This is a genomic window from Cobetia sp. UCD-24C (assembly GCF_001306765.1).
GTDB classification, from domain to species: Bacteria; Pseudomonadota; Gammaproteobacteria; order Pseudomonadales; family Halomonadaceae; genus Cobetia; species Cobetia amphilecti.
The window spans coordinates 541,161-553,958 of the sequence record NZ_LJTD01000004.1 but is presented as its reverse complement, the minus strand read 5'-3'; the positions used below and the strand labels follow the sequence as shown (position 1 = coordinate 553,958).

Sequence of the window (12,798 nt, the reverse complement as noted above, 5' to 3'; positions counted from 1 at the left end):
CGATGGCAGCAGCTACGCCGCGACAGCCGTGATTACCGATGTGGCGGGCAACAGCTCTGATGCCTCGAACAGCATTGATGTCGCCATCGACATCACCGCGCCGTCTGCGCCGACGCTGGCCATCACCGAAGCCCTTAATGGCGTGAACCTCGAGGAGCTGACCGATGGTCTGCAAACCACGGTCACCCTCAGCGAGGATGCCGTCGCGGGTGACACCGTGACTGTCACCCTGGTCGACGACGTAGACGCGGAGAGCGTGATCACCGCGTCGGTCGAGCTGGACGCCGACGACATCACGGCCGGCAACGTGGCCGTGACCATTGCCGCCGACGACCTGACCGATGGCAGCAGCTACGCCGCGACAGCCGTGATTACCGATGTGGCGGGCAACAGTTCCTCTATCTCCAATACCGTCTTGGTAGATATCTCAACAGCACCGACTCTCGGTACAGGTAGTACTACAGTCACTGAGGATATTGTTGCGGCTGACGATGCTATAGCCGTTGGCCAACTGTCTTATATGAATGTGTCAGATACCGTTTCCTTTACTCTAACTATTCCTACAGATGTAACTCTGACAAAAAGCAGTGTTGAGCTTGAATGGTCATTGAGCGAAGATGGTAAAATTCTGCAGGCGCTTTATACCGATGAAGATACCGGTATTGAATCTGCTGCCATCACAATAACCATCGATGATAACGGCAACTACACCACGACTATCGAGCAAGGAATTGATCATCAACTCGATGGTGCTGACAGCCTTACCTTTTACGTCGATGTCCAACTGGTCGATGGAGCCACCAGTCTCTCCAGTACTATCAGCGTCAAGATCGTGGATGATACCCCAACGGTTAAAGCGAACCAGTTCGTTGTCGTATCTGCTCTCGGTACTGACTATGACGGCTCAGCCCTGGCTGATAATGGTGGGTTCGGTGCGGATGGTGGCTATGTTCAGCAGACCACTATTCATGGTGTCACCTTCACTGTATCCGATGACCTATCAAGCGTCACTGTGAGTGGTAGCTCTGAGCTCATAGATATCGATGTCAGTAATACGATTGCTATCACCGATGGCCTTCTGACGATAGAAACCGTCCTTGGTGAAACTCTCACGATCAACGTCGAGACAGGTGCCTACACCTATAACAATAGTGGCAACTCCACTATTACCGATAGCCCGAATAGCGCACCAGAAGCTACGATAAGCGGCCAAGGCGGCTTACTGGGCATCGTCGATATTGAAGCACTAGGGCTTATTGACTTGGCAGACACCCAGGACCTGAGTGTCAGTGATACTGACAATAACATTACTGAAGTGGTTATTGAAAAATCACAAATTGCAGGTATAAATATTCTTTCTCCTAATGTAACACTTGGGTATTCGCAAGAGCTTGCTGACGAGCTTGGATTATCAGTCAACCTTGATCCCAAAGGAATTACATTACCTTTGATAGTTGGAACTATTACCCTGATTGGAGCCTCTACTCTAACGATAACCAAAGTGGGTGGAGGGATAATTGATCAGCAGATTCTCAATGAATTCCTCGCCACTGTTGTCATAACGTCAGATGGTGCCATAGACGTTGAAGCACTTGGCGAAACAACTCTCACAGTAACGGATAGTGGTGGGCTCAGTGACACTGCCGATGTTAGTGGTTTGCTTGGCTTGAGTGTTCTAGACGGTAGCAACAGTACCACTGCTACTGTCCTTGAAGATACTGAGGGCACAGAAGAACTGACTGCAGCCTCAGAAACAGGCAGTTCCCGTCTCTATGGCTTCGCTGGCGACGATGAGATCACCGGCAGCGCACAGGCAGATATTCTCCGCGGTGGAGAAGGGAGTGCTATACTCAATGGCGGTGGTGGTAGTGATCTGATCATCGGTGGAACAGGTGACGATACACTTACCGGCGGCGCTGGAGTTGACGTCTTCCGCTGGGAAGCGGGCGATGAAATCACCAGCGATGGCAGCATCGCGACCGACACCATCACCGATTTTGATACCAGCCTGCCCCTGAGTGAAGCCGGCGGCGATATCATCGACCTTTCCGGCATGTTGCAAGGAGAGTGGCGTCTCGGCAATGCTGCCAATAACCTCACCAGCTTCTTGCACATCACTTACGATGCTGACTTGGATAAAACCATTATCGCCATCAGTACCGGCGGTGGATTTTCTTCTGGGTACGATGCAAGCCAAGTCAATCATTACATTGACTTGGCAGGAGTGGACCTTGTTGCCGTCAGCACCACTGATGAAGAAATCATTGCTGGTTTGCTTGAGCAAGGCAAGCTAATCGTTGATGAGGCCAACTCATCTACGGTCTTTGGTGATATCAGCTCCGATGTAAACTTCACGGTCACTGATGGCGATGGTGATACCGCTAGCAGCAAGGTCACCTTCAATGGCCAGGGTGGTACAGAGCCGGACACAACGACAAACTCTGCACCTGAAGTCACCGCCAGTAGCAGCAAGTTACTTGGACTTGTTGGGCTCGAAGCGCTTGGGCTCATCGATTTTTCACAGAACGATGTATTCGTCACTGATGCTGACGGAAATCTGGCATCTGTCACGATCACCTTCGAGCCATTGTTGAGTGTCGAGGTGGGGGGCACATTACTTACCGGCCCAGAATTTACGGCTAACAGCGAACTCGCTGCAGAATTGGGACTGCAGTTCACAACCACGAGTCGTGCGGGACTACTGGGGCTGGTGGCTCCCGAAGCCAGTATCACCATCACAGCCGTGGACGGTGGCGATATCGACAATCTCGCCATCAATGAACTGCTATCGACAATAGCGCTAAACGATGGCATCGCTAATGTGGAGGTGCTCAACTCCATCACCATCACTGCCACTGATTCCGATGGCGCCAGCACAACACAAAGCCTGGCATCTCTGGCTGACATTGGAGTGCTGGACGGTAATGATGACTCAGTCTTTGATGGCGATACGACCGGCAATACCATCGATCAAAGCTCTGCCTTGATTGATGTGCAGCTCTACGGCTATGCCGGCGATGACACTCTCACAGGTGGGAACGGCAACGACCTGATTCGCGGTGGAGATGGCAACGATATCGCAAGTGGCGGCGATGGGAATGATCTACTGTTTGGTGGAGGTGATGACGATACCTTATACGGTGGCGCTGGCAGCAATATCTTCGATGGCGGTGATGGCGATGACACCATCGTGACATCCACCCTCACCTTCGACGTCGATGGTGGCGTAGGTATTGATACCTTGAGCTTCGACAATACTGGGGAAAGCATTGATCTGACTGCACTGCTGGATGCGGATGCTCCGGTAAATACTGCGGCCAACATCGAAGTGCTCGATATCTCGGCCAGCAGCGAGACCGGCACCAGTCTGAAAATCGATGCCGATACGGTATTGAACCTCACCGATGGTGATAACGAGCTGTATATCGATGGCGATGAAGGCGATAGCGTGGAAGCGGCTGGGGCAACATCCTCCGCGACAACGACCGAGCTCAACGGCACGACGTATGATACTTATCAGCTTGGTGAGGCAACGCTGTATATCGATCAAGACGTGACCGTGAATACTAGCAACGGATAAGCCTGATCGAGGTGCCCCGCGAGGGGGCACCTCCCTTGATGATAAGCATGATTCAGAAACACTAGAGCGTCAGGATGACGCAGCACTTCAGAGGACACTCTGAAGACAAGGAGTCACATGATGCCCACCCTATTTCGTTGCCCGTCTGCCCACAGACAGGCAACACTTCCGCGCATGCCAGCGACGAAGCGTTGCGTCGCCATCTGTGCCATCTCCGCCGGGCTTTCAGCATCACTCCCGGCCACTGCCCAGACGAATCGCGATCTCGCCGCCGTGCTGAGCGATGTGCTTGCCCATGACCCTCGCATCGAGGCTGCCCGGGCCAATGTCCGGGCCGCAGGGACGGATATCAAGATTGCCGAGGATGGCTACTGGCCACGTCTGGAAAGCAGCGTCGGCACCGAGGACAACTTCACCGAAGGCGGCTATCGCATCACGCTGAGCCAGATGCTCTATGACTGGGGTCAGGTGGAAGCCGAGGTCGAACAACGCAAGGCCGAGCGGGATGTCGAGCGTGACACCTTGGATCAGACCCGCATGGAGATCGCTCAGGAGGCGATCACCGCCTATATCGATCTCGGGGCCAACCGCGCCATGATGCGCCGAGTACGTGATTACATCGAGAAGCTCGAAAGCCTCGAGACGCTGGCCAATGATCGCACCTTCTCGGGCTATGGGGATCGGGTCGAGCTGGACCGGGCCGCCGTTGATCTTGCCAGTGCCCGCGAGTGGCTGGCGCGCCTGCAGGGCGATGCCGACACCGCCCGTCAGGAGCTCGAGATACTCAGCGGCCGCTCCTTCAGGGATGTCGCCCTGAGCGCCCCGCCGCCCCTGCCGATCGTGGCGGATCTGGCCCGCGACCCCGCCACCACCGATGCCGCCATCACCAACGCGCCGGCCTATCGCAGTCATGTCAGCCAGCAGAATGCCGCGCGCCACGCCCTGAGCCTGAGCGAGGCCGAGCGCTGGCCGGAGTTGCGTCTGGAGGCGACCAGCTCACGCTATGAGTCGAACGACGACATGGTCAGCGACTCCAGCATCGGCCTGCGCATCGAGGCCCCGGTCTTCCAGGGTCTGACGCCGTTGCGCCAGCCCGAAGCGGACCGCGCACGCCTGACCGCCGCCCAGTTCGAGACCGCCTCCACCGCCCGCGAGCTGCGCCGCCAGATAAAGCGTCTGTCAGCGAGTCAGCCCGCAGTCGAGGCGCGCATCAAGGCGCTGGATCAGCAGGCACGAAGCGGCGAACGCCTGCGCAGCAGCTATCGCGACCAGTTCATCACCGGCTCGCGCAATATCGAGGACCTGCTGACCATCGAGAGCGAGATCTTCGCCGCACGGCGCCAGATGATCGAGCTCAACACCCAGCTGCTCACCGATCAATATGACCTGGCGACCCAGCTGGGTGCCCTGCCGCTGGTCTCCTCGCCTTATCGGGCCGAAGCCGCTGCCACCCCGCCAGAGACGGCGCACACCTCGCTGCCACACTCTCATCACCATGCCAGCCAGGGAGTCAGCCCATGAGCGCCCCACAGACCACCGTCTCCTCGGCCACGGCGACATCGCAACCCGACCCATTGCTGGAGAGCGTTCGCCAGTTGCTGCGCCTGCAGGGCCACGGCATCGATCTCGAGCGCCTGCGACACGGCATGCCACTCACCAAGGGTGAACTGGCGCCGCAGGATCTGGAGCAGGCCCTGTCGCGCCAGGGAATCGCCGCGCGCCTGAGTCAGGCACCGCTCAGCGAGATTCCCGAAAGCCTGATGCCCTGTGTCGTGCTGCTGGAAGACGGCAGCAGTCGCGTGCTGCTGTCCCATGAGGCCTCGCATCAGTGGCCTGCCGAGTCGAGCACGGGATCGAGCAGCGAGTCATCTAGTGAGTCGGGCAGCGACACGAGCGACACCCAGGCAGGCGATGACTTGGACACCACCCCCAGCGGCCCCGGCTACAAGCTGCTCGATCCCCTGTCCGGTGGCGCCTACTGGCTGCCACAGGCCGAACTGGCTGCCGCCTACGCCGGCATTGCGCTATTTGCGCATGGCGAGATCTCGCTGGAGCGCGCGGAAGGCTACAGCCAGACCCGGAAGGGGCACTGGCTGACCTCACGGCTCAAGTCGCATTGGCGCGTCTTCGCCGAGGTCGCGCTGTCCTCCTCGCTTGCCGCCCTGCTGGCCGTGGCCACGGCCCTGTTCGCGATGCAGGTCTATGACCGGGTGGTGCCGACCGGCGCCGTCGATACGCTGTGGGCGCTGGGCATCGGCGTGATGCTCGCCATCGGGCTGGAAGCGCTGTTACGCGCATTACGGGCGCAGCTGATCGAGAACTCGGGCAAGAAGATCGACCTCGAACTCAACGATCACATCTTCCGCCACGCCGTGCAGATGCGCCTGGCCGCCAAGCCGCGCTCGACCGGGGCGATGGCCAGCCAGATTCGTGACTTCGACGCCATCCGCGAGTTCTTCACCGCCTCGACCCTCGGCGCCTGTGGGGATCTACCCTTCGCGCTGCTGTTCCTGGGCCTGATCGCCCTGCTGGGTGGCCCGGTGGTCTGGGTGCCGGTGGCGGCGATCGTGTTGATGCTGATTCCCGTGCTGCTGGCGCAACCGTGGCTGTCACGCCTGTCGCGTGAAGGCATGCGCGAATCGGCGGTCAAGAATGGAGTGCTGCTCGAGACCCTCGACAACCTCGAGAACCTCAAGGCCTGTCGCGCCGAGGGCCATGCCAGCCGTCAGTGGCAGCGCCTGACCTCCGAGCAGACACACCGCGGCGTCACCTTCCGCCACGCCGTCGCCTGGCTGACCAGCTGGGGCACCGGCATGCAGCAGCTAGCCTACGTCGGCGTCATCATCGCCGGGGTCTACCTGATCATGGCTGGCGAGTTGAGTGTCGGTGCCCTGATCGCCTGTTCGATTCTCTCGTCGCGCGCCATCGGCCCGACCCTGCAGATCAGTGCGCTGCTGAGCCGCTGGCAGCACGTCAAGGTCGCCAAGGAAGGGCTGGATGCGCTGATGGAGACCGACATCGAGCGTCCCAGCGATCGTCGCTTCGCGCGCCTCGCCCAGGCACGCGGGCACTACCAGGCCGAGAATCTGCACTGGCGCTACGACGAGGAAGCCCCGGAAGCCCTGGCGCTGGACCGCCTGAGCATCGCGCCCGGTGAGCACCTCGCCCTGCTGGGAGGCAACGGCGCCGGCAAGAGCACCCTGCTGCGTCTGCTGGCCGGCTACTTCACGCCCACCAGTGGCGAGCTGACCCTCGACAATCTCGCCCTGAGTCAGATCGATCCTGCCGACCGCCAGCGCGCCATCGGCTATCTGCCGCAGGACATCAGCCTGTTCAGCGGCACGCTGCGCGACAACCTGTGCATCGACGGGCGGGATGTCAGCGACATGCGCCTGCTGGAGGTCATCGAGATGACCGGGCTGGGCGACTTCGTGCGCCGCCACCCGCTGGGGCTGGACATGATGCTGCATGACCGCCACAGCCTGTCCGGTGGCCAGCGTCAGAGCCTCGGCCTTGCCCGCCTGGTCCTGCAGGACCCGGTCGTGGTGCTGCTGGATGAGCCCACCGCCTCGCTGGATCAGGCCACCGAGCAACACGTCATCAAGACCCTCGGCCCCTGGCTTGCCGGCCGCACTCTGGTGCTGGCCACACACCGCAAGTCACTGCTCGGCTGGGTCGAACGCGCCCTGGTGCTGCGCCACGGCAAGCGCGTCATGGACGGCCCGCTGGATCAGATCATGGCCAGACAATCGGCCGGCAAGACACCGGCCACCTCCGCATCCCGTCAGCGCCAGGAGGCCTCATGAGCCAGCGTTTCGATCCCGAACTCATCAAACGCGAGCTGGGCGCGCCGGACCAGAAGCTGGAAAGCCACTGGTCGCGTCCGCTGCTGTGGGCCAGCTTCCTGGTCATCGCACTGTTCATCGCCTGGGCCAGCTGGGCCGAGGTCAATGAGGTGGCGCGTGGCGAAGCCAAGGTCATCCCCTCCTCGCGCCAGCAGACCATCCAGAGTCTCGAAGGCGGTATCCTCGACGAGATGATGGTCAGCGAGGGCGAGATCGTCGAGGCCGGCCAGCTGCTGGCCGCCATCGACGAGACCCGCTTCCGCTCGGCCTACATGGAATCACTGAGTCAGGCGCAGGCGCTGCGTGCCACCATCGCTCGTCTGGAGGCCGAGGTGCTGGACAAGTCGAGCATCGAGTTCCCCGAGGAAGTGCGTGACAACGAGGCACTGACCGCCACCGAGCGCGAGCTGTTCACGGCTCGGCGCAAGAAGCGTGACAGCGCCCTGAATGCGGTCAGCAAGGAAATCAGTGCCGCTCAGCGTCAGCTCGCGGTGATCCGTCCGCTGGTCAAGCGGCGCGCCGTGGGCGAGATGGAGATGCTCAAGCTGGATCGCGAGATCGCCGAGCTCAACGGTCGTCAGGCCGAGATCCGCAACACCTATCTGCAGGACGCCTACGCCGAACTTGCCGACAAGAAGTCCGAGCTGGCCGCCCTCGAGGAAACCAGCGTGCAGCGCCGTGATCAGCTGGACCGTACCCGGCTGCTCTCGCCGGTGCGCGGGGTGGTCAACAACATCGCCATCACCACGCGCGGTGGGGTGATTCCGCCCGGCGAGGAGATCATGCAGATCACGCCGCTGGAGGACACCCTGGTGTTCGAGACGCGCATCCGCCCGCAGGATGTCGCCTTCATCGCCCCGGGCATGCCGGCGACGATCCGCATCAGTGCCTACGACTATGCGGTCTACGGCACGCTTGAGGGCAAGGTCGAACGCATCAGCTCGGACACCCTGGAGGAGGAGACGCCACGCGGCGAGGAGAGCTACTATCGCGTGCTGGTCAGCAGCGAGACCGCAGCGCTTGAGCACAACGGCGAGACGCTGCCGATCAAGCCGGGCATGGTCGCCACGGTCGACATCGAGACCGGCGAGCGCAGCGTGCTCTCCTACCTGCTGAGGCCCTTCACGCGTCTGGAGCTGCGCTGAGCGCAAGGCTGATCGTCAGATAGCGGGCGGCTGGCGCAATGCCAGCATGTCCGGCCACAACCGCGCGAAGCTGTCCTCGAGCATCGCGCGGTTATCCGCCAGCCACGGCGTCATGTCCGCCAGCGGATTGGCGCCTGCATCCAGACTCCCCACCCTGTGCGTATGCCTTCCATTGCGTGAATCACTTGGCTTGCATGTATCACTTGTCTGGCAAGTATCACTTGTCTGGCGTAAGCGGCGTCTGGCCGTCATGCGCTCGCCGATGCTGGCAATGGTCGCGAGCGTGAACTCCAGCTCCCGATAGCGCCTGAGCGCATCGCGCACCTGAATCCATTCGATGAGGCTCGACAGGCGTGACGGCACCTCCTCACGCGCCAGCAGACGATAGAGGCGCTCGATATCGTCATCGTGCATCTCGGCTGCCAGCAGGTGATCCCATATCATGTCGAGGGCAATGCCGGCGACACGTCGCGACGAAGGCGGCACCTGGGTCAACAACCAGCGTGTCTCGGGATGAGCGTCGATCACCGCGTCGCAGCGGCGGTGAAAGCGGATGCCCGCCTCAACCTCCGGCGACCAGTCGCTCAGGTCACTGCCGCGCACGCCATCGGCAATCAGGTTGCCAAACAGGAAGTTATCGCTGCCCGCCAGACTCAGGCGTGCATGACCGAGAAAGTTCAAGTTGCTAGACTCCTGCTTTTGCGAATCCTGTCACCGGTCTCATCTGGTGCGCCCTGGCTCTGCATACCCTGCTCCTGTTTCCCCACTCTACTGACTATCGAGATTCACGATGCCGTCCGCCTCCATGCCAGTCAAAGCGCCTATCGTGCGTGATATCGTCCTGATCGGCGGTGGGCACAGCCACGTCGGCGTGCTGATGCGCTTTGCCATGCAGCCAGAGCCCGGTGTCCGCCTGACCGTCATCTGTCGCGACACCGACACGCCCTATTCCGGTATGTTGCCGGGCTACGTCGCCGGTCATTATACGTTCGACGATGTGCATATCGACCTGCGCCGGCTGTGTCAGTTCGCCGGCGCCCGCTTCTATCGCGATCAGGTGATCGATATCGACCGCCGCGAGCGCCGCGTGATCTGCGCCGAGCGCCCGGCGGTGGACTACGACCTGCTGTCGATCAACATCGGCTCCACGCCTCGCCTGTCCCACATCGACGGTATCGGTGACCCCGAAGCCGCAGACGCCCCCGTGGTGGCGGTCAAGCCGATCAGCACTTTCCAGCAGCGCTGGCTGAGTCTGCTCGAGCGCGCCAGGAGCGCCGAGCGCCCGCTCGATATCGTGCTGGTCGGCGGCGGTGCCGGCGGTGTCGAACTGCTGCTGGCCATCCAGCAGCGCCTCGCCACCGAGTTGCCCGATGCGCTCAAGCCGAACCTGACGCTGATCACCCGAGGACAGCGTCTGTTGCCCACCCATGCGCACACGGTCAGCGAGGCACTTGCCACTACCCTGCACGAGCGCGGTATCCAGGTGCATTTCGGTGAGGAGATCACGGCCGTCGAACGCGCAACCTCGACCGCCCAGCGCCAGCTGATCAGTGCCAGCGGTGCCTGCCATCAGGCTGATGAGGCCATCTGGGTGACACGGGCCGGTGGTGCACACTGGCTGGAGAAGACCGGACTGAGCCTGGACGAGGATGGCTTCCTCAAGGTTCGCGATAGCCTGCAGACGCTTGAGGATGATGCCATCTTCGCCGCGGGCGATATCGCGCATCAGCTCAACCATCCCCGCGAGAAGGCCGGCGTGTTTGCCGTGCGTCAGGCGCGGCCATTGGCCGACAATCTGCGACGGGCCGTGCGCGGCGAGCCACTCAAGGCGCACATCCCGCAGTCGCGCTGGCTGGCGCTGATCAGCACCGGGGATCGCGACGCCATCGCCTCACGCGGTAACCTGGGGCTGGTCGCGCCGCGTCTGCGCCCGTGGCTGTGGCGCTGGAAGGACCATATCGATCGCCAGTTCATGGCTCGCTTCAATGAACTGCCCAGCATGCAGGACGCCGCGAATACCGGCGCCCTTGCCGGGATGCATCAGCGCATCAGCGCTGCCTGGCAGGCACTCAGGGGCAGCGATGGCAAGCTGCATCCGCGCCTGACCGCCGAGCTAGATGAGCAGGAGGCGCATCAGGCCCTGTCCGCACTGGCGATGCGCTGCGGCGGCTGCGGGGCCAAGGTCGGCGCCAGCGTGCTGTCGCGAGCGCTGCAGAGCCTGGCCCCGCGCGAGAACCCGGACGTGCTGGTCGGGCTGCATGCCCCGGATGATGCCGCCATCGTGCGCGTGCCAGAAGGACAGGCGCTGGTGCACAGCGTCGACTTCTTCCGCGCCTTCATCGATGACCCCTACCTGTTCGGGCGCATCGCCGCCAATCACGCGCTGGGCGATCTCTACGCCATGGGTGCGACGCCGCACACGGCGACGGCGGTGGCCACGGTGCCACAGGGAATCGAGCGCAAGGTCGAACCGCTGGTGCGCGAGCTGATGCAAGGCGCGACCGAGGTGCTCAACGAGGCAGGCTGCAGTCTGGTCGGCGGCCACACCGGCGAAGGTCAGGAGCTGGCGCTGGGCTTCGCCCTCAATGGTCTGGTGGAGGAGAGTCTGGCCGGCGTTACCTGCAAGGGCGGCATGCAGCCGGGTGATGTACTGCTGCTTACCAAGGCCATCGGCACCGGCACGCTATTGGCGGCGCACGCACGCCTGGAAGCCCGCGGCCGCTGGATCGACGCCGCGCTGGACAGCATGCAGCAATCCAGTCAGCGCGCGGCGGATATTCTGCGCGCGCATCAGGCGAGCGCCTCCACCGATGTCACCGGCTTCGGTCTGCTCGGCCATCTGGTCGAGATGACCCGCGCCAGCGGCGTGGATGCCGAGCTCGAGATCGATGCCCTGCCGGTGCTCGATGGCGCCGAGGACTGTGTCGCCCGCGGCGTGGTCAGCTCGCTGCAGCCAGCCAATCTGCGCCTCAAGCGTGCCCTGAAGTACCAGGCCGGCGTCATCGATCATCCGCGTTATCCGCTGCTGTTCGATCCGCAGACGGCCGGTGGCCTGCTGGCCAGTGTGCCAGCCGGGGAAGCCGAGGCCTGCCTGGCCGCGCTCAAGGCCGCCGGCTATCACGCCAGCGCCATCATCGGGCGCATCACGCCCCAGGGCGATGCGCTGGCGCCGATCAGCATCAAGCGCTGAGCGCGGTTAGAGGGTCACACGGTGAGCCAGCCAGCCGGCGGTCAATGACAACCGGCGACACCCAGCGATGCTTCACAAGCGTTGTGACATTAAGCGTTGTGACATTCAGATGGCAAGACGCCCGCCAGAGAACTCTCTGGCGGGCGTCTTCATGACTGGCGACTCATGCGCGGGGCGTCTGGCGACAAGCGTCAGACTGACCGGCTACCTCAAGCTTCGGCTTCGCGCTTGAGCGCCTCGAAGGACTCCACGAACGCATCCATGGTCTCGGCGCAGTAATCCCGCAGACCACTGACGACCAGCTTCTTGGAGCCACTGCCGATGCACTGCTCGCCATCATGGATGCTGAACTCGAGCAGGGTATCGCCACGCTTGCCGTTGACCTCGAGCGAGGACCCCACGAAGTCGAGGTGCAGGTCGGCAATATCCAGGCGCTCGAAACAGAAGCCCATGCTGTCGTAGATCACCAGCGGGCGTGCCGGGTTGAACATCACGCCCTTCTCCAGCATCAACGGCTGCAGGAAGTGCGGGAAGTTGCGCCCGGAGAAGGCGATATACTGGCGGGTGAAATTGGCGACCACTTCCTCGTCATGGGTGGTATCGCCGCTGCGCTCGACCGTCAGGTAGACCTTGCCGGCTTCATCGCGCACCAGCAGGGACACGCCATTCTCGTCGGGGGCGTCCAGCGCTTCGAAGATCAAGGGCACATCGTTGCCGACCATGCCGCAGAAACGGATGGTCATGCACTGCGACAGACCGAATTTCGCCAGCAACAGGGAGAACAGCAGGTCGCCGGGCACACAGAAGCGTCGCGCGTCCGGGTCATGAATGGGGTTGTAATCCCCCGCCATCTGCTTGGCGAAACGACTTGCCTGCTCGGCGGTGATCCGCACGCGGCCATCTTCGACCCGGTGAAACTGATCAAGAAACATGGACTGCCTTCCTGCCCTGCTTGAATGATGATCGATGGCCCGTCCTGAACCATCGCGGAAATGCCTCCGAGGGGAGGAATCGCGGTCGACGCGCTGTCACGCCTGC

At 61.9% G+C, this 12,798-nt stretch carries 7 protein-coding genes; 5 read left to right on the top strand and 2 right to left on the bottom strand.

Features of this window, described 5'->3' with window-relative positions:
- The first annotated feature begins 28 nt into the window (after window positions 1-28).
- The 4 genes from AOG28_RS18430 (at window position 29) to AOG28_RS08730 (ending at window position 8,570) form a co-directional block, all read left to right on the top strand.
- On the top strand, window positions 29-3,580 hold the full coding sequence (locus AOG28_RS18430) for a beta strand repeat-containing protein (protein ID WP_054556088.1): 3,552 nt from the start codon (window positions 29-31) through the stop codon (window positions 3,578-3,580).
- A gap of 174 nt (window positions 3,581-3,754) precedes the next feature.
- Window positions 3,755-5,101: a TolC family protein gene (locus AOG28_RS08740; RefSeq protein WP_054556087.1), complete on the top strand. Its 1,347-nt coding sequence runs from the start codon at window positions 3,755-3,757 to the stop codon at window positions 5,099-5,101.
- Entirely contained in the window at window positions 5,098-7,386 is a 2,289-nt protein-coding gene (locus AOG28_RS08735; RefSeq protein ID WP_054556086.1) for a type I secretion system permease/ATPase, read from the top strand. The genes AOG28_RS08740 and AOG28_RS08735 overlap by 4 nt, the downstream gene beginning before the upstream one ends.
- Complete coding sequence (locus tag AOG28_RS08730; protein WP_082388547.1) at window positions 7,383-8,570, top strand: HlyD family efflux transporter periplasmic adaptor subunit; 1,188 nt, start codon at window positions 7,383-7,385, stop codon at window positions 8,568-8,570. The genes AOG28_RS08735 and AOG28_RS08730 overlap by 4 nt, the downstream gene beginning before the upstream one ends.
- 15 nt (window positions 8,571-8,585) lie before the next feature.
- Here the strand turns inward: AOG28_RS08730 and AOG28_RS08725 are convergent, their stop codons facing one another.
- Window positions 8,586-9,251: an ACP phosphodiesterase gene (locus AOG28_RS08725; RefSeq protein WP_054556085.1), complete on the bottom strand. Its 666-nt coding sequence runs from the start codon at window positions 9,249-9,251 to the stop codon at window positions 8,586-8,588.
- Between the two features lie 145 nt (window positions 9,252-9,396).
- On the opposite strand from AOG28_RS08725, the gene selD reads away from it, so the two are divergent.
- The gene (selD, locus tag AOG28_RS08720) at window positions 9,397-11,760 is read left to right on the top strand and encodes a selenide, water dikinase SelD (protein WP_200906760.1); all 2,364 of its coding nucleotides are present in this window, start codon (window positions 9,397-9,399) and stop codon (window positions 11,758-11,760) included.
- A gap of 209 nt (window positions 11,761-11,969) precedes the next feature.
- Here selD and AOG28_RS08715 read toward each other — a convergent pair whose 3' ends face one another.
- Window positions 11,970-12,692, bottom strand: a complete 723-nt coding sequence (locus AOG28_RS08715; protein ID WP_054556084.1) for a DUF3581 family protein — start codon at window positions 12,690-12,692, stop codon at window positions 11,970-11,972.
- Window positions 12,693-12,798 lie beyond the last annotated feature (106 nt).